Annotated in this window: 22 protein-coding genes; 18 read left to right on the forward strand and 4 right to left on the reverse strand. The window is 52.6% G+C overall.

Features of this window, described 5'->3' with window-relative positions; all coding sequences use genetic code 11:
* Positions 1–69 precede the first annotated feature (69 nt).
* The 5 genes from BM427_RS10870 to BM427_RS10890 all read left to right on the forward strand — a co-directional run bounded on the left by BM427_RS10870 (position 70) and on the right by BM427_RS10890 (position 4,382).
* Positions 70–561, forward strand: a complete 492-nt coding sequence (locus BM427_RS10870; RefSeq protein WP_090121524.1) for a M48 metallopeptidase family protein — start codon at positions 70–72, stop codon at positions 559–561.
* 69 nt (positions 562–630) lie between these two features.
* On the forward strand, positions 631–1,110 hold the full coding sequence (locus BM427_RS10875; protein ID WP_090121525.1) for an Lrp/AsnC family transcriptional regulator: 480 nt from the start codon (positions 631–633) through the stop codon (positions 1,108–1,110).
* Positions 1,111–1,362: 252 nt separating this feature from the next.
* On the forward strand, positions 1,363–1,977 hold the full coding sequence (locus tag BM427_RS10880; protein WP_090121527.1) for a YitT family protein: 615 nt from the start codon (positions 1,363–1,365) through the stop codon (positions 1,975–1,977).
* Between the two features lie 192 nt (positions 1,978–2,169).
* Positions 2,170–3,168: a Gfo/Idh/MocA family protein gene (locus tag BM427_RS10885; protein WP_090121528.1), complete on the forward strand. Its 999-nt coding sequence runs from the start codon at positions 2,170–2,172 to the stop codon at positions 3,166–3,168.
* A 245-nt stretch (positions 3,169–3,413) separates the two neighbouring features.
* The gene (locus BM427_RS10890; protein ID WP_090121530.1) at positions 3,414–4,382 is read left to right on the forward strand and encodes a TerC family protein; all 969 of its coding nucleotides are present in this window, start codon (positions 3,414–3,416) and stop codon (positions 4,380–4,382) included.
* Between the two features lie 14 nt (positions 4,383–4,396).
* On the opposite strand, the gene BM427_RS10895 is transcribed toward BM427_RS10890, so the two are convergent.
* The 3 genes from BM427_RS10895 to uxaC form a co-directional block, all read right to left on the reverse strand.
* A complete protein-coding gene (locus tag BM427_RS10895) occupies positions 4,397–4,951 on the reverse strand; it encodes a YgjV family protein (protein WP_090121532.1) in 555 nt (184 codons plus the stop codon).
* A gap of 120 nt (positions 4,952–5,071) precedes the next feature.
* Positions 5,072–6,559 (reverse strand): UxaA family hydrolase, encoded by a 1,488-nt coding sequence (locus BM427_RS10900; protein WP_090121534.1) that lies wholly within the window; start codon positions 6,557–6,559, stop codon positions 5,072–5,074.
* A 17-nt stretch (positions 6,560–6,576) separates the two neighbouring features.
* Entirely contained in the window at positions 6,577–7,989 is a 1,413-nt protein-coding gene (gene uxaC / locus BM427_RS10905; RefSeq protein WP_090121535.1) for a glucuronate isomerase, read from the reverse strand.
* Between the two features lie 466 nt (positions 7,990–8,455).
* Between uxaC and BM427_RS10910 the strand changes: the two genes are divergently transcribed.
* The 11 genes from BM427_RS10910 to BM427_RS10960 all read left to right on the forward strand — a co-directional run bounded on the left by BM427_RS10910 (position 8,456) and on the right by BM427_RS10960 (position 15,737).
* Positions 8,456–9,754: an MFS transporter gene (locus BM427_RS10910; RefSeq protein ID WP_090121537.1), complete on the forward strand. Its 1,299-nt coding sequence runs from the start codon at positions 8,456–8,458 to the stop codon at positions 9,752–9,754.
* Positions 9,755–9,885: 131 nt separating this feature from the next.
* Positions 9,886–10,662, forward strand: coding sequence for a transcriptional regulator ExuR (gene exuR, locus BM427_RS10915; RefSeq protein ID WP_090121538.1), 777 nt, complete (start codon positions 9,886–9,888; stop codon positions 10,660–10,662).
* A 334-nt stretch (positions 10,663–10,996) separates the two neighbouring features.
* Positions 10,997–11,659, forward strand: a complete 663-nt coding sequence (gene yqjA / locus BM427_RS10920; RefSeq protein ID WP_090121539.1) for a DedA family general envelope maintenance protein YqjA — start codon at positions 10,997–10,999, stop codon at positions 11,657–11,659.
* A gap of 4 nt (positions 11,660–11,663) precedes the next feature.
* Entirely contained in the window at positions 11,664–12,050 is a 387-nt protein-coding gene (gene mzrA / locus BM427_RS10925; RefSeq protein ID WP_090121541.1) for an EnvZ/OmpR regulon moderator MzrA, read from the forward strand.
* A 147-nt stretch (positions 12,051–12,197) separates the two neighbouring features.
* A complete protein-coding gene (locus BM427_RS10930) occupies positions 12,198–12,566 on the forward strand; it encodes a DUF1090 domain-containing protein (RefSeq protein WP_090121753.1) in 369 nt (122 codons plus the stop codon).
* Between the two features lie 39 nt (positions 12,567–12,605).
* Positions 12,606–12,908 carry an ElaB/YgaM/YqjD family protein gene (locus tag BM427_RS10935; protein ID WP_090121543.1) on the forward strand — a complete coding sequence of 101 codons (303 nt, stop codon included), beginning with the start codon at positions 12,606–12,608 and terminating at the stop codon, positions 12,906–12,908.
* A gap of 1 nt (position 12,909) precedes the next feature.
* Complete coding sequence (locus BM427_RS10940) at positions 12,910–13,308, forward strand: phage holin family protein (protein ID WP_090121544.1); 399 nt, start codon at positions 12,910–12,912, stop codon at positions 13,306–13,308.
* Positions 13,305–13,595 (forward strand): YqjK-like family protein, encoded by a 291-nt coding sequence (locus BM427_RS10945; RefSeq protein ID WP_090121546.1) that lies wholly within the window; start codon positions 13,305–13,307, stop codon positions 13,593–13,595. The genes BM427_RS10940 and BM427_RS10945 overlap by 4 nt, the downstream gene beginning before the upstream one ends.
* Positions 13,596–13,789: 194 nt before the next feature.
* Positions 13,790–14,182 (forward strand): DoxX family protein, encoded by a 393-nt coding sequence (locus tag BM427_RS10950; RefSeq protein ID WP_090121547.1) that lies wholly within the window; start codon positions 13,790–13,792, stop codon positions 14,180–14,182.
* A gap of 77 nt (positions 14,183–14,259) precedes the next feature.
* Positions 14,260–15,246 (forward strand): glutathione S-transferase family protein, encoded by a 987-nt coding sequence (locus BM427_RS10955; protein ID WP_090121549.1) that lies wholly within the window; start codon positions 14,260–14,262, stop codon positions 15,244–15,246.
* Positions 15,247–15,371: 125 nt separating this feature from the next.
* The gene (locus BM427_RS10960) at positions 15,372–15,737 is read left to right on the forward strand and encodes a DUF805 domain-containing protein (RefSeq protein WP_090121552.1); all 366 of its coding nucleotides are present in this window, start codon (positions 15,372–15,374) and stop codon (positions 15,735–15,737) included.
* Between the two features lie 6 nt (positions 15,738–15,743).
* On the opposite strand, the gene BM427_RS10965 is transcribed toward BM427_RS10960, so the two are convergent.
* Positions 15,744–16,640, reverse strand: coding sequence for a LysR family transcriptional regulator (locus BM427_RS10965; protein ID WP_090121555.1), 897 nt, complete (start codon positions 16,638–16,640; stop codon positions 15,744–15,746).
* 106 nt (positions 16,641–16,746) lie between these two features.
* Here BM427_RS10965 and BM427_RS10970 point away from each other — a divergent pair, with 106 nt between their 5' ends.
* Positions 16,747–17,448 carry a pirin family protein gene (locus BM427_RS10970; RefSeq protein WP_090121557.1) on the forward strand — a complete coding sequence of 234 codons (702 nt, stop codon included), beginning with the start codon at positions 16,747–16,749 and terminating at the stop codon, positions 17,446–17,448.
* Between the two features lie 25 nt (positions 17,449–17,473).
* The gene (locus BM427_RS26565; protein WP_167518498.1) at positions 17,474–17,632 is read left to right on the forward strand and encodes a protein YhaL; all 159 of its coding nucleotides are present in this window, start codon (positions 17,474–17,476) and stop codon (positions 17,630–17,632) included.
* Positions 17,633–17,933: the final 301 nt, after the last annotated feature.

The raw sequence follows: 17,933 nt of genomic DNA on the forward strand, positions 1-17,933 counted from the left end.
GCCCCTCCGAAATGCTAAAATTCGCGCGTTTTATCGCTTAATTATCCGGAGATGTAAACACATTTCGCCATGAATACGCTTACCTACCTTCAGGGCTATCCTGAATCCCTGCTGGCGCAGGTCACCACGCTTATCGAACAGAACCGACTGGGCGAGGTGCTGCAAAAACGCTACCCGCTCAGCCATGGCATCAGCACCGATAAGGCGCTGTATCAGTACACGCAGGAGATGAAAAATCAGTATCTGCGTAACGCCGCGCCGGTCAATAAAGTGATGTACGACAGCAAAATTCATGTACTGAATAATGCGCTCGGCCTGCATACGGCGGTCTCCCGCGTGCAGGGCGGCAAGCTAAAGGCGAAAGCGGAAATCCGCGTGGCAACGGTGTTTCGCGAAGCGCCGGAAGCATTTTTGCGAATGATTGTGGTGCATGAGCTGGCGCATCTGAAAGAGAAGGATCACAACAAAGCTTTCTATCAACTCTGCTGCCATATGGAGCCGCAATACCATCAGCTTGAATTTGATACTCGTCTGTGGCTGACGCATCTGGCGCTGAAATAATCCCGTCTTTCCGCCGGGCAAAAAACTGATAGTCTGTTAGACACTCTTTTTTGTCCGCCAGGCAGACCTATGTACAACATTGATGACTTCGATCTGAAGATCCTGACGCTGCTACAGTCCAACGGCCGTTTAACCAACCAGGAACTGAGCGAGTTGATTGGCCTCTCGGCCTCACAATGTTCCCGCCGCCGTATTGCACTGGAACAGGCGCAGTTGATTCTCGGCTATCACGCAAGACTCGCACCGGATGCCGCAGGACAGCAGATGCTGAGCCTGATTGAGGTGCGTCTGCTGAACCATACGCCGGAGTGCGTGGCGAGCTTTCATCAGATGGTCAGCGGCGTGGATGCGATCATTGACGCCTATAAAACGACCGGTGATGCGGACTATTTACTCAAAGTGGCGGTTGCCGATCTGCCGGGGCTAAACCACTTAATTAGCGGCATCCTTGCGCAAAATAAGAGCGTTGCGCATCTGAAAACCTCCGTGGTACTGCATCGCCTGAAAGAGAACGGTTTGTTGATGCCTGGTAGCAGCATATCGCCCTAAGATGGGGCATCACACCTCTTTTTGGTGCATTAAATTGATGCTTTCATGCGTAGAACATGTCTAATATGCACACATCACTCTAAAATTAAACCATTAACGCACGTAACGTGCAAAGTTCTCTTTTCCGATATTTCAATATGTTAGTGATTGTGTTGGCGGTATATCCGCCTTTTGCGCTTTGCAATCCCCGCCATCTGGTGCATTTATTGCAGGTGATACTTATCTTTATCTTTTAAATAATTGCGCACACTTATGGATAACGTCCTTACTCCAAATAAACTCGCCCATAGCTGGCTGGAAGATGCGCTGGCACTGCTGTTTGGTACGCTGATGATCTCTTTTGGCGTCGTGCTGTTTCGTCAGTCCGGCGCGCTGACCGGCGGGACAGCAGGGCTGGCGTTCCTGATCCACTACACCACCCATGTTTCGTTTGGCGTGGCATTCTTCCTGATTAACCTGCCGTTTTACTGGCTCTCCGTACGCCGCATGGGCGCACAGTTTACGTTGAAGACCTTCTGCGCCGTGGCAATGGTCTCGATCTTTTCCGATCTGCATGCCCGCTTTATTCATATCGATCAACTCAACCCGTTCTACGCCACGCTGTTTGGCAACATCATGATGGGGATTGGTTTTGTGGTGCTGTTCCGCCATAAAGCCAGCCTCGGCGGCATGAATATTCTGGCACTCTGGCTTCAGGAAAAGAGTGGGATCCGCGCCGGGAAATTCCAGATGGTGGTTGATGCCTGCATCGTCACCGCTTCGCTGTTCGTGGTGAATTTGCCGATGCTGGTGGTGTCAGTTGTCGGCGCGACCATCCTCAATTTGATTATCGCCATGAATCATCGTCCAGGACGCTACGCGGTGTAGTCCGGGAGCTTTTATGGCATCCCACAGGAGGAGGCCGATGACTTTTTACCAGACTTCAGCCGCGTGCCCACCGGCGCGCTGCGTCTCTTTCCCGATTGATGCCATTTGTGCTTCTGCGTGGCAGTGCACTGGTTTTGTCATGTTGACGTGGTAGAGTGCACGAAGACCCCTTTACGGAGAAATTGCGCCCTTATGATACGTTTCGCTGTCATAGGTACAAACTGGATCACCCGCCAGTTTGTCGACGCCGCCCATGAGACGGGCAAATATAAACTCACCGCCGTTTTTTCCCGCAGCCTTGAACATGCGCAAACGTTCGCCAACGACTACCCGGTAGAACATCTCTTTACCTCGCTGGAAGAGATGGCGAAAAGCGATGCCATTGACGCGGTGTATATTGCCAGCCCGAATTCTCTGCATTTCCCGCAGACCCGCCTGTTTCTGCGCCACAAAAAGCATGTGATCTGTGAAAAACCGTTGGCTTCGAACTTGCAAGAAGTCGAAGCGGCGATTGCCTGCGCGCGGGAAAATCAGGTGGTACTGTTTGAAGCCTTCAAAACCGCCAGCCTGCCGAACTTCATCCTGCTGAAACAGTCGCTGGCGAAAGTAGGCAAAGTGCGAAAAGCCTTTATCAACTACTGCCAGTACTCTTCGCGTTACCAGCGTTATCTGGATGGCGAAAAACCGAATACTTTTAATCCGGCGTTTTCTAACGGTTCGATTATGGATATCGGCTTCTACTGTCTGGCATCTGCGGTAGCACTGTGGGGCGAGCCGCACAACATGCAGGCCACCGCCAGCCTGCTCGACAGCGGCGTTGATGCGCACGGCGTGGTGGTGATGGATTACGGCGATTTCAGCGTCACGCTGCAACACTCGAAAGTGAGCGACTCCGTTTTGCCAAGCGAAATCCAGGGTGAAGCCGGTTCGCTGGTGGTGGAAAAGATCTCCGAATGCCAGAAAGTGTCGTTCGTGCCTCGCGGCAGTAAAGCGCAGGAGCTGACACAGCCTCAGCATATCAACACCATGCTCTATGAAGCGGAGACCTTTGCACGGCTGGTGGAAGAGAATGAGATCAACCATCCGGGGCTGGCCATCAGCCGCACCACAGCCAAACTGCAAACGGAAATCCGCCGTCAGACCGGCGTGAAATTCCCGGCAGATGATGTCGGTGTCGAACTCACTGCGTAAAGGTTCGTAAACCAGGGAAGCCGAATCATTGACGGCACCAATGGACTGACATATTTTGTTACTCGCAAAGGGGAGTAACTTCATTGCCGGTGGGTCGTCATTACGATGCGTTACCGCATCCGGTCGCCGGGCGTCTTCACAGACGTAAGTGAGACCTTGCCGGAAGGCGAGACTCCCTGCACCTAAAGCAAGCGGCTGACGTCTTTCGACGTTAGCCGTTTTTTGTTTTAGGTAAGGAATTCACTATGAATACAGTCGGCACACCGATGTTATGGGGCGGGTTCGCCGTCGTGGTCGCGACTATGCTGGTCATCGATCTCTTGCTTCAGGGACGACGCGGCGCGCATACCATGTCCATGAGGCAAGCGGCCGTATGGTCGATCGTCTGGGTTAGCCTCTCGTTACTCTTCAATGCCGCGTTCTGGTGGTATCTGACACAAACAGAAGGGCGTACGGTGGCAGATACGCAGGCGCTGGCGTTTCTCACCGGTTATCTGATTGAAAAAGCGCTGGCGGTGGATAACGTCTTTGTCTGGCTGATGTTGTTCAGCTACTTTGCGGTTCCGGCTGCGCTCCAGCGCCGGGTGCTGGTTTACGGCATACTCGGCGCGATTGTGCTGCGTACCGTGATGATCTTCGCCGGTAGTTGGCTGATCGCGCAATTCTCCTGGTTGCTGTACGTGTTTGGCGCTTTCTTGTTGTTTACCGGCATGAAGATGGCGCTGGCGAAAGAAGATGAAACCGGGATCGGCGATAAACCGCTGGTGCGCTGGCTTCGCGGGCATTTGCGTATGACCGATCGCATCGAAAACGAGCATTTTTTCGTGCGTAAAAAGGGTTTGCTGTTCGCCACACCGCTTTTACTGGTGCTGATTCTGGTGGAGTTGAGCGATGTGATTTTTGCCGTCGACAGTATCCCAGCAATCTTTGCGGTGACCACCGATCCCTTTATCGTACTGACCTCAAATCTGTTCGCGATTCTGGGCCTGCGCGCCATGTACTTCCTGCTGGCGGGCGTCGCGGAGCGCTTCTCAATGCTGAAGTACGGGCTTTCGGTGATCCTGATGTTTATTGGGATCAAGATGCTGATCGTGGATTTCTTCCATATTCCAATCGCCATTTCGCTGGGTGTGGTCGGCGGGATCCTGGCAGTGACGCTGCTGATCAACGCCTGGGTTAACCACCATAACGACAAGAAAAAAGCGCAGGAATAAACCCAAACCTGCCGTCAGCGGGCGGCAGGATGCTCTTCATGCACCGCGGTTTCGACTTTAAACGGATCGATGCCGCGTCGCTGCATACGCCAGAAACGAATAATGTTCAGCCCGTTCATCACCAGAAAGCTGCCTTCGATCAGCGTACCGCCAATCGATCCGAGCCAGAAGTTGTGGATCACCCAACATCCGGTCGAACACCAGATAACACAGCGCATCGGTAAACCTTTAAAGCGGAACAGTGCCCAGGTACTGACAATCGTTCCCGCCACCGGCAACAGCTCGATCGGATTGTGGAATTTAGCCAGCCCCAGTCCGCCTGTCAGCACAATGAACAGCACCATCACCCACAAATTACGGGTACGCAGCGTGATCAGGGTTCGTATCGCGTTGAGCACGGCGCTCGATCCGGCAGGAAATGCGCCCATGAGAAAAAAGTGCACGCCAATAATGGCGCTGTAGAGCGAGAGTTGCTTTTTGAAGCGCCGCTCATCACGGTTGATGAAGGTTGTAATACCAATCAGAAAGGCAATGACACCAACGCCCTGGGCAAGCCAATACGCGGTCATGAAAAATCCTTGTCGAGTCCAAAATAGAAGATGTTACAACATGCCGGCGCTAACATATTTACCAAAAACAATGCGCACCAGAGCTGCGTTAGCGGCCCTGGTGCGAGAGATAAAGGTCAATCAGAGCGTAACGCCGCTTTTGAAAATAGCTAACTCGCGGAAATCGTTCTTCTCGTTACAGGTTTGCTTACCGTTAGCGATATCGACAATCACATCAACAAACTCGTTCAGCAGTTGCGGCATCGCTTTACCGTGAATCAGCTGACCTGCGTCGAAGTCGATCCAGTGTTTTTTCTTCCCGGCCAGTTCACTGTTGGTGGCGATTTTCACTGTCGGTACAAAACCGCCGTACGGCGTACCACGACCGGTACTGAACAGCACCATATGGCAACCAGCACCTGCCAGTGCGCTGGTGGCAACGGCATCGTTACCCGGCGCACTCAGCAGATTCAGGCCGTGGGTTTTCAGACGCTCGCCGTAGAGCAGCACGTCCACTACCTGGCTGGCCCCTGCTTTCTGCGTACAGCCGAGAGACTTCTCTTCCAGTGTAGTGATGCCGCCTGCTTTGTTACCCGGCGATGGGTTCTCATAAATCGGCTGATTGTGAGCGATGAAGTACTGTTTGAAGTCGTTCACCATGGTGACGGTCTTCTCAAAGGTACTTTCATCGCGGCAATGGCTCATCAGAATACGCTCAGCACCAAACATTTCTGGCACTTCGGTCAGCACGGTAGTACCGCCGTTACCGATCACATAATCGGAGAAACGGCCGAGCATCGGGTTCGCAGTAATACCGGACAGGCCGTCTGAGCCGCCGCATTCCAGACCGAATTTCAGCTCGCTCAGTTTACCTGGCTCGCGTTTGTCGTTACGCATTGCCTGATAGAGCGCATGCAAATGTTCAAGCCCGGCTTCCACTTCGTCGTCCTGGTGTTGGCAAACCATAAAGTGAACGCGTTCCGGGTCGAACTCACCCAGTGTCTGACGGAAAGCATCGACCTGATTGTTTTCACAACCCAGACCAATCACCAGCACCGCCCCGGCATTCGGGTGACGCACCATGTTTTGCAGCATGGTGCGGGTGTTGATGTGGTCATCGCCCAACTGAGAACAACCATAGGTATGGCTGAACAGGTAAACGCCGTCGATACCTTCGGCGTCCTGGGTCTCTTTCAGGAAGCGGTTCTGGATCTGGCGGGCTATACCGTTAACGCAGCCCACGGTCGGCAGGATCCACAGTTCGTTGCGGATCCCGACTTCACCATTTGCACGACGGTAGATCTGAATGTCCCGATCCACCGCTTGTGCGCCTTCATCCTGAAAATCAGGTTGATAGCTATACTCGTCCACATCGCTCAGATTGGTACGCGCGTTATGGGAATGGATGTACTCGCCCGGCGCGATATCTGATGTCGCATGACCTATTGGCAGACCATACTTGACAACATTTTCACCTTCGGCAATGGCTTGCAGAGCAAACTTGTGCCCGCGCGCCACCGCCTGGCGCAGCCGAACGGTCTGGTTGTCGACAACGACTTCCGTCCCTTCGGCGAGATCCGCCAGTGCTACCGCAACGTTATCCAGCGAATGGATCTTGATGTATTGCATATCAACCTCAAACGGCCTTAGTTCAGTTCAATCGCGAAGTAATCACGCGCATTGTTAAAGCAGATGTTTTTCACCATCTCGCCCAGCAACTGGATATCTGCCGGTGCTTCGCCTGCTTCCACCCAGTGACCAATCATCTGGCACAGAATGCGGCGGAAGTATTCGTGACGGGTGTAAGACAGGAAGCTGCGGCTGTCGGTCAGCATGCCGACGAAACGGCTCAGCAGGCCGAGCTGCGCAAGCTGGGTCATCTGACGTTCCATGCCATCTTTCTGGTCGTTAAACCACCAGCCGGAGCCGAACTGCATTTTGCCCGGCATACCTTCTCCCTGGAAGTTGCCGACCATGGTGCCCAGCACTTCGTTGTCACGCGGGTTCAGGCAGTACAGGATAGTTTTCGGCAGCAGATTTTCTTCATTCTGCTTGCTCAGCAGCCTGGAGAGCTCTTCCGCCAGCGGACGGTCATTGATGGAGTCAAAGCCGACATCCGGGCCCAACAGTTTGAATTGACGCAGGTTGTTGTTACGTAATGCACCAATGTGGTACTGCTGCACCCAACCGCGACGTGCGTATTCCGCACCCAGCCAAACCAGTACTGCCGTTTTGAATTGCGCGACCTCTTTTTCGCTCAAGATTTCACCGGCCAGGCGGCGGGCCAGGATGTTATCCAGCTCTGCTTCGCTGGCTTCGGCGAACAGCACAACATCAAGCGCATGGTCGGAAACTTTACAACCGTGTGCAGCAAAATGATCCAGCCGTTTGGCCAGTGCAGTTTGCAGATCGGCAAAACGGCGAATGTCGGTATCGGACACTTCACCCAGTTTCGCCATGTAATCGTTAAAGGTCGCTTGTTCAATGTTGAACGCTTTATCCGGGCGCCAGCTCGGCAGCACTTTGACACTGAAAGTTTTGTCTTTGGCGACAGAAGCGTGATGCTCCAGAGAGTCGATCGGATCGTCAGTGGTACCGACCATTTTCACATTCATCTGCTGCATGATGCCGCGTGCGGAGAATTTATCCTGCGCCAGCAGTGCATTGCCCTGCTCCCAGATTTCATCCGCAGTTGCCGGAGAAAGCAGCTTACCTGTAATACCAAATGGGCGACGTAGCTCAAGATGTGTCCAGTGGTATAACGGGTTACCGATAGTGTGCGGTACCGTTGCTGCCCAGGCATCAAACTTCTCACGATCGGACGCATCGCCAGTACACAGACGCTCAGGCACACCATTGGTCCGCATCGCGCGCCACTTGTAGTGGTCACCTTTCAGCCAGATGTCATACAGGTTTTTAAAACGGTAGTTTTCAGCGATCTGCTGCGGCGGTAAGTGGCAGTGGTAGTCGAAAATCGGTTGGTCTTTGGCGTAGTCGTGGTACAGGCGGCGCGCAAATTCGGTATCTAATAGAAAATCTTCAGTCATAAACGGGGTCATTATCGTCTTCCTCTCAACGAGTGCGTCTGATGCTTACCTTTAATGCTGACAAAGTTATCACACCAATTTCCAGAGACCGAAGATATTTTCGTGAGTTGGATCAATAAAAGCAAACAAAAATGACCTCTTTTGCGCGATAAAAACCCCGTCAAACCGCGCCAAATCTGGCTTCGCCGGGCAAAGTTAAAAACCACACAAAGAAAAACGCTTTTGTGATATCACTCACCTTTTCAAGTTGTATGACAAGTTATCTTTCAGCCGTCGAACACATAGCCGACGGAATGCATTCCCGATAACTCATTAAATCGGTCTTGACGGTACGGATGCCGGATTAAAAAAACGCTTACTTGTGGCAAGGTTTGGGCCGTACCTGGGGACTCTCCCGGTTACGTCCTCCCGTTTTCATCCTCCGAACACGATCGTAGGGTGACCGCGCAAGCGGTAATAACATAACGATGAGGTTTACATGCGTAAAATCAAAGGATTACGTTGGTACATGATAGCGCTGGTGACGGTCGGCACCGTATTGGGCTATCTGACACGTAACACAGTGGCAGCCGCGGCTCCGACGTTAATGGAAGAGCTGCACATTTCTACCCAGCAATATTCTTATATCATTGCAGCGTATTCCGCGGCTTATACCGTTATGCAGCCTGTTGCCGGCTATGTGCTGGATGTTCTGGGCACCAAAATTGGTTACGCCTTCTTCGCCATCACCTGGGCTGTATTCTGCGGCGCAACAGCGCTGGCTGGCAGCTGGGGCGGTCTTGCGCTGGCGCGTGGCGCGGTCGGCGCGGCTGAAGCAGCCATGATTCCGGCAGGCCTGAAAGCCGCATCTGAATGGTTCCCGGCGAAAGAACGTTCTATCGCCGTCGGCTACTTCAACGTGGGTTCTTCTATCGGCGCCATGATCGCTCCGCCGCTGGTGGTATGGGCGATTGTGATGCACAGCTGGGAAATGGCGTTCATTATTTCTGGTGTGCTGAGCTTCGCATGGGCCATGGCCTGGTTGTTCTTCTATAAACACCCACGCGACCAGAAGAAACTGAGCGAAGAAGAACGCCAATACATCATTAGCGGTCAGGAAGCACAGCACCAGACCAACAACGGCAAGAAAATGTCCGTCTGGCAGATTCTGGGTACCCGTCAGTTCTGGGGTATCGCACTGCCGCGCTTCCTGGCGGAACCGGCCTGGGGTACCTTCAACGCCTGGATCCCGTTGTTCATGTTTAAGGTGTACGGTTTCAACCTGAAAGAAATCGCCATGTTCGCCTGGATGCCGATGCTGTTCGCTGACCTGGGTTGTATCGTGGGTGGTTACCTGCCACCACTGTTTCAGCGCGTGTTTGGTGTCAACCTGATCGTTTCCCGTAAAATGGTGGTGACCATGGGCGCTCTGCTGATGATCGGCCCAGGCATGATCGGCCTGTTCACCAGCCCGTATGTTGCAATCGGTCTACTGTGTATCGGTGGTTTTGCTCATCAGTCTCTGTCCGGCGCGCTGATTACGCTCTCTTCCGACGTCTTTGGTCGTAATGAAGTGGCGACGGCAAACGGTCTGACCGGTATGGCAGCCTGGACCGCAAGTACCCTGTTCGCTCTGGTAGTCGGCGCGCTCGCGGATACCATTGGTTTCAGCCCGCTGTTCGCTGTGCTGGCGTTGTTTGACCTGATGGGGGCCATAGTGATTTGGACCGTGCTGAAAAACCAGACCGCCGAGGAGGTGGTGAATCATACGGTTGGCGGAACCGCTGCGCAAAATTAGCGATTCATAGAAATATGACAGCGCGATGTAAAAGCCGCCTCAGGGCGGCTTTTTCGTCAGAGATGATGGTGAGAATGTGGTAAAAGTGGTATAACAAATTTACTCTCGCCTTTCTTTTCCCTGGAGCCTATATGGAAATTTCCGAGTCACGTCGTTTGTACCAACAACTTGCCGCCGAGCTTAAGAGCCGTATCGAGCAAGGCGTGTATCTTGTGGGAGACAAACTGCCCGCTGAGCGCTTTATTGCCGATGAGAAAAGCGTCAGTCGGACCGTGGTTCGCGAAGCCATTATTATGCTGGAAGTCGAAGGGTACGTTGAAGTTCGCAAAGGCTCCGGCATCCATGTCATTTCCAACCAGGCACGCCATACGCAAGCGCCGGATGAAAGCCTGGAGTTTGCTAATTACGGCCCATTTGAACTGCTACAGGCACGTCAGCTCATCGAGAGTAATATCGCTGAATTCGCCGCCACTCAGGTGACGAAACAGGACATTATGAAGCTGATGGAAATCCAGGATAACGCCCGTAAAGAGAAGTGCTTCCGCGATTCAGAATGGGATTTGCAATTCCATGTTCAGGTCGCACTGGCGACGCAAAATAGCGCTCTGGCAGCGATTGTCGAGAAGATGTGGACGCAGCGCGTACATAACCCGTACTGGAAAAAACTGCACGACCATATTGATTTACGCACCGTCGATAACTGGTGTGATGATCATGACCAAATTCTGAAGGCGCTGATCCGTAAAGATCCACACGCGGCGAAAGTGGCGATGTGGCAACATCTGGAAAACACCAAGCAGATGCTTTTTAACGAAACCAGCGATGATTTTGAGTTCAACGCTGACCGCTATCTGTTTGCCGAAAACCCGGTGGTTCATCTTGACGCTGCCGCTACCGGCACGAAATAAAAACCGCTATCCCGGCGCACACTTACGCTGCGCCGCCCCCTTTGGGGTCAGTGAATGGTATAGAGTGTCAGCCTTTGTAAATACCCTCGCCACCCGCCCTCCAGGCAAGCAAAATCCTTTGCAAACGTTATTCTGACTGACGCACACGGTCAGTTTTTGTTACAATTAGATGCATTTCGCCATGGAGTGAGCTAGCGCTAACTCACAGTGTCTTTTAGCTGGATAGCAATTGCCCCCGAATGAGCCATGCGCGGTCATAATATATAGAGCTCGCCGCCGTGTTGTTCTGTGCCAGTAACAGACCTGACGTAAACCGATGTACCAGGAACACCGAATGGAACTTTTAAGCCAATTACTTCATGCTCTCTGGAGCCAGGATTTCGAAACGCTTTCCCATCCAGGCATGATCGGCATGCTCTATTTTGTTTTATTTGTCATCTTATTTCTGGAAAACGGTCTGCTTCCGGCGGCGTTTCTGCCTGGTGATAGTCTTCTGGTGCTGATCGGCGTGTTGATTGCCAAAGGTGCGCTGGGCTACCCACAGACCATCATTCTTCTGACCGTTGCGGCCAGCCTTGGCTGCTGGCTGAGCTACATCCAGGGGCGATGGCTTGGTAATACGCGCATCGTGCAAAACTGGCTGTCGCATCTGCCTTCGCATTATCACCAGCGCGCGCACCACCTGTTCCATAAGCATGGGCTTTCCGCACTGTTAATCGGGCGTTTTATTGCCTTTGTTCGCACATTGTTGCCAACGATTGCCGGTATTTCTGGTCTGAGTAATGCACGCTTTCAGTTTTTCAACTGGATGAGCGGCCTGCTGTGGGTGTTGATTCTGACATCGCTCGGTTACCTGCTGGGTAAGACGCCAGTGTTTCGCAAGTATGAAGAGGCGCTGATGTCCTGCCTGATGTTGCTTCCGGTCGTATTGCTGGTGATTGGCCTGATCGGCTCGCTGGTGGTGCTGTGGAAGAAAAAATATCGCGATCGAGGCTAAGAACATGGAATTGCAACATCCCTTCCTGCGCCGGTTATTAATGGGCTTAATGATAATGGCGATTTTTAGCGCCATGTTTATAGCCTGGGCGACGCTACACAGCCGCGAATCCACGCTGGCAATTCGCCCGGCGATGCAGAACGTCAGCGTACCAGATGGTTTCTCAGTCTGGCACCATCTGGACGCTAACGGCATACAATTCAAAAGTATTACACCAAAAAACGATACGTTATTGATTACTTTCGAATCCAGTGACCAAAGCGCAGCAGCAAAAGCTGTTCTCGATCGTACCTTACCCCGTGGCTATATCATCGCTGCCCTGGATGATGACAACGGCCAACCCTCTGCGTGGCTGACGCTTCTGCGTAATACCACTCACCGATTCGGTTAATCCTTCCAGGATTCTGAATCTTTTCACTCACTTTGGTGTTTAGCGGTTTACTTACTATGCTTTAGTAAACGGAACCAGGGTTCACTTTGTACAACTGGATGCTGGCGCAACGACCGTTTCGCTGGTCAACCATGGAAAGTTTCGATGATGAAAAACCACATCGCACTGGCGCTGGCTCTTCTTTTTCTGAGTGCTGTTGCACAGGCTGCAACACCCTGTCAGGAGAAGGAACATGATATCCAGCGCGAAATCAGTTATGCCGAAAAGCATAACAACCAGGGCCGAATTGATGGACTTAAAAAGGCACTGCATGACATGCACACTCACTGTTCAGACACCCAACTCCGCGACGCCCACCAGAAAAAAATAGCTGAACAGAAAGAAGAGGTTGCCGAGTGCCGTCGCGATCTGGCGGAAGCAAAGCAGAAAGGCGATGCGGAGAAAATAAGCAAACGCGAACACAAGCTGAAAGAAGCACAGCTTGAGTTAAAAGAGCTGGAGGCTCGCGATTACTGATTTTTAAGGACGTTACCACTCACTCACCCGGAGAAAATTATGTCAAAAGATAATGCCGATGATTTGCGCGCTGAACTGAAATCCCTTGCGGATACGCTGGAAGAAGTGCTGAGTAATTCTGGTGAAAAATCGAAAGAAGAGCTGAGTAAATTGCGGGGAAAAGCTGAGCAGGCTTTGCGTGATAGCCGCCATCGCCTCGGAGAAACGAGCGATTTAATCGCCAAACAAACGCGCGAAGCCGCCGCGCGAACTGATGAATATGTCCGCGAAAACCCATGGGCCAGTGTAGGCATTGGCGCCGCTATTGGGGTAGTGCTGGGCGTGCTGCTGACGCGTCGTTGATATGACGGAGCCACGACACGCGCAGGGGCCAGGCAAAAGTGCACTGGGGATCGGTCAGCGAATTCTGACGATCCTTGTAGAGATGGTTGAGACCCGCCTGCGGCTGGCGGTTGTAGAGCTGGAAGAAGAGAAATCCCATCTGTTCCAGTTGCTGATGATGCTGGGTCTGACCATGCTTTTTGCCGCATTTGGCCTGATGAGTCTGATGGTGCTGATTATCTGGGCCATTGATCCGCAATATCGCCTGAACGCGATGATTGCCACCACGGTAGTGTTACTGGTGCTGGCGCTAATTGGCGGCATCTGGACGCTACGCAAAGCGCGCGCATCCACGCTGCTGCGCCATACCCGGCAGGAGCTTGAAAATGATCGCGCCCTGCTGAAGGACGATAAGTCGTGAACAGCAAAGCAGAGCGTCTGAAACGTAAAGCGCGCTTGCTCAGTGAGATCCAGCAGCAACGGCTGGATCTCACCGCCGCGCGTCGCGACTGGCTTGAAGCAACCAGCCCTTACGACCGCGGCTGGAATACCCTGCTCAGCCTGCGTTCATGGGCAGTAATTGGCAGCAGCGCGATCGCTGTCTGGTCGGTTCGCCATCCTAATATACTGGTCCGCTGGGGGAAACGCGGCCTCGGTATCTGGAGTCTTTGGCGCCTGGTTAAAACCACGCTCAACCTACCACGTTAAGGCGTTAAGGGCGGTCGCAATAACCGCCCTTTTCTTCTTACTCAGTTTTTTTGAAAAAATTCGACAGTTTTCCTTGCTAACAATCTTTTCCCGACACGATTACTATCCTCTCCATCGACAGCAAGTACGTGGCATCTGCCCGTAATTGCACACTATTTACTGATAGCCGCGGTAGTGGTTTCCTGGGGAAAAAGATGAAAAAATTAGAAGATGTTGGTTTTCTGGTTGCACGTATCCTGATGCCGATTTTGTTTATCGTGGCTGGCTGGGGAAAAATTACCGGTTATGCAGGTACACAGCAGTATATGGAAGCAATGGGTGTACCAGGATTCCTGCTACCGTTGACCATCCTGCTTGAGTTCGGCGGCGGTCTGGCGATTCTGTTCGGTTTCCTGACTCGTACTACCGCGCTGTTCACTGCGGGTTTCACACTGCTGACCGCATTCATCTTCCACAACAACTTTGCGGAAGGTGTGAACTCACTGATGTTTATGAAAAACCTGACCATCGCTGGCGGCTATCTGCTGCTGGGTATCACTGGTCCTGGTGCTATCAGCATCGACCGCATACTGAATAAAAAATGGTAAGCGCTCTATACTGAGTAAAGAGATCAAAGCGAGGAGTTCACTCCTCGCTTTTTTGCTATCAGAAGGGGGGAAGCAAAATGGGACAACTGATTGATGGCGTCTGGCACGACACCTGGTATGACACAAAATCCACCGGTGGGCAGTTTAAGCGCTCTGTTTCCGCATTTCGAAACTGGCTCACTGCCGACGGCGCGCCTGGCCCATCCGGCGAAGGGGGCTTCGCCGCAGAGAAAGATCGTTATCATCTCTATGTTTCGCTGGCTTGCCCGTGGGCACACCGCACCCTGATCCTGAGGAAACTGAAAGGCCTGGAGCCGTTTATCTCTGTTTCCGTAGTTCATCCGTTGATGCTGGAAAATGGCTGGACGTTTGATGACGATTTCCCTGCGGCGACCGGTGATAGCCTCTATCAGCACGAATTTCTCTATCAGCTTTATTTGCATGCCGATCCGCACTACAGCGGCCGTGTCACCGTGCCGGTGCTGTGGGATAAAAAGAATCACACCATTGTCAGTAATGAATCAGCGGAAATTATCCGCATGTTCAATACTGCTTTTGACGGGCTGGGCGCCAGAGCCGGGGATTACTACCCGCCAGAACTGCGCGCGCAAATCGATGAACTCAATAGCTGGATCTACGACAACGTTAATAATGGCGTCTATAAAGCAGGATTTGCCACCAGCCAGCAGGCATACGACGAAGCCGTGGTGAATATCTTTACCTCGCTGGAACGGCTGGAGCAGATACTGGGCCAGCGCCGTTATTTGACCGGCGATCGGCTGACAGAAGCAGATATTCGCCTGTGGACGACGCTTATCCGCTTCGATCCGGTCTATGTCACCCATTTTAAATGTGATAAACACCGCATCAGCGACTATCTGAATCTGCATAGTTTTATGCGTGATATTTACCAGATGCCGGGTATTGCGGAAACCGTCGATTTTGCGCATATCCGCAATCACTATTTCCGCAGCCACAAAACCATCAACCCAACTGGGCTCATCTCTATCGGGCCATGGCAGAATCTGGATGAACCTCACGGGCGAGACATCCGTTTCGCCTGATCTTTCGGGCGCGTTACCGCGCGCCCAAATTATTTCCCGCCGGATTTATCGCTTTGTATTTTTGCCGTCTATTCTTACTTTGATCGTTTATAAAACAACGAATTGACCGTTGATCGAGGTTAAAAATGGACTGGTATTTTAAAGTACTGGGTAACTATGCCACCTTCCACGGACGAGCGCACAGGCGCGAGTTTTGGATGTTCATGCTGGTCAACATCATCCTTTCCGGCGTGCTGATGGTGGTGGACCACATTCTTGGATGGCACTTTGACGGCGGGTTTGGCCCACTGAGCCTGATTTACACGTTACTGGTACTGGTGCCTTCGCTGGCGGTGCAGGTTCGTCGCCTGCACGATACCGATCGCCGCAGTCGCTGGTTGTTATTGCTCCTGCTCCCGGTGCTGGGCTGGTTAATGTTGCTGGCCTTTTACAGCCAGCGCAGTACGCCGGGGGAGAATCGTTTTGGGCCGCATCCAAAAGCATTTCCCTGAGCGCAATTATTTACCGGCAAATAGCTTGGGGATTTCACGCAGGCACCAGGCTTTACCTTCCCCCATGCTGTCACGACGCCAAGCCATAATGATATCCACCTGGCTAGTATATTCCGGGCTCACGACCCGCAGTCGGCCTTCGGCGATATCCTGTTCTACCAGCGAGTAAGGCATTGTCGCCACGCCGAGGCCTGCCAGCAACGCCTGGCGTTTATCTTCAATGGTACTGACCGTCAGACGCGGCTGTTTGTCCAGCAGTTGTACTGTTAACACCGGCCGTTCACGGGCGGTATCCGCCACTGCCACGCCGCGGTATTTCACGCGAGTGACTTCCGACAGAGGTTCCGGTTCATGATGAATTGGGTGATCCGGCGCGGCAACATACACATTCATTACCGAGTAGAGCTTGCGGGAGTTAATTTCCGAAGAGGAGCGAAAGTGCATATCCGGCGCGACAACGATATCCGCGCGCCCCTGCTCCAGACGCTCCCACGCCCCGGCCAGCACCTCGGTAATAATAGATAATTGCGTATTGGCTTTCGCCGCCAGCCTCTCCACCAGCGGGAAGAGGTCAACAGTTGGCACCAACGCTTCTGTAACCAGCGTCAGGTGCGTTTCCCAACCACGCGCCAACGCTTCGGCATCAGTCGTTAGTTTATCTGCCGCTTCCAGCAGTATGCGCCCACGCTCCAGCAACATACGCCCGACGTTAGTGAATTTGGTCCGGTGGCCGGAGCGGTCAAACAGCACCACATCCAGTTCTTCTTCCAGTTTTTGCATGGTGTAGCTGAGCGCGGAAGGAACGCGCCCCAACTCATCCGCCGCAGCGGCAAAGCTTCCGCGCCGATCAATCGCATCCATTACGCGCAGTGCTTCCAGCGTAAGTGCCCTTTCTTTCGCCATTTATTGTTCTCATTCAGTAAATTTGAACATACCCGGCAGAATATCTGGCTAACAATGCGTCGTCCATACCTTTAACATTGTTTTAAGTAAAGAGAGGTCAATAACTATGATTACTACCCGTACTGCCAAACAATGCGGACAAGCTGACTTCGGCTGGCTTCAGGCCCGCTACACTTTTTCTTTTGGACATTACTTTGACCCGAAGCTGTTAGGTTATGCCTCCCTGCGCGTACTGAACCAGGAGGTCCTTGCGCCAGGCGCCTCCTTCCAGCCACGGGCCTACCCGAAAGTAGATATTCTGAACCTGATCCTTGAAGGTGAAGCGGAATACCGCGACAGCGAAGGTAACCATGTCCAGGCGAAAGCGGGTGAAGCGCTACTTATTGCTACTCAGCCGGGCATCAGTTATAGCGAATATAACCTGAGCAAAGACAAGTCGTTAACGCGTATGCAGTTGTGGCTTGATGCTTGCCCGGAGCGTGAAAACCCACCAGTGCAGAAAATGACGATTGCCGATGCATCGCAGCAACTGCTGGCTTCGCCGGATGGCAGCCAGGGAAGTTTGCAACTGCGTCAGCAAGTGTGGCTGCACCATATCGAGTTGAAAAAGGGCGAAGAGTTGACAATTCAGTTACATGGCCCGCGCGCCTATCTGCAATCGATCCACGGTACGGTACATGCGGTCGCACATTGCGAAGCGAAGGAGGCCCTGACCTGCGGTGATGGCGCTTTTATTCGTGATGAGGCTAACATAACGTTAGTTGCCGACACGCCGTTACGCGCTTTGCTGATAGATTTACCAGTGTGATAGTTATGTTTTAGCAGGTGAGTATATGAATAACAGCGTAGCTAAAATATCTTTTGAGAGCGTCCACACACAGCCTACGCTCCATGAACCGCTTCCGGTCTTTGGGTTTGAAGAAATGCTGACCGAGCTGGAAGCTATCGTCGCCGAAGCAGAAATCCGGCTGGCCGAAGAAAATGCCGCCTAATCTCCAGCCCCGGTTTATGCCGGGGCATTTTTATGCTTTTTCCCCAGCGATAAGTCTCTACGGCAATAAAGCTGCTTTCCCGGAAACAGGTAAGGCAGAAGCGTAAGAGGGTTAATTCGCACGTTCTTTTCAGCGGAAGACCATTTACCGGGCTGCGTAAATTGAGAGCCGCGCCCTGCTTTAGCCGGTAACGTCCTGCGCGAAGCGCGCGCAGGATCTCCGCGGCATCCGGTGCCGGAAGCAGCAGAAAAGCAAAAACCCGCCGAAGCGGGTTTTTACCTGAAAAACTGAAGCTGACCGG

The sequence above is a fragment of the Kosakonia arachidis genome (genome assembly GCF_900116535.1).
Lineage (GTDB): Bacteria > Pseudomonadota > Gammaproteobacteria > Enterobacterales > Enterobacteriaceae > Kosakonia > Kosakonia arachidis.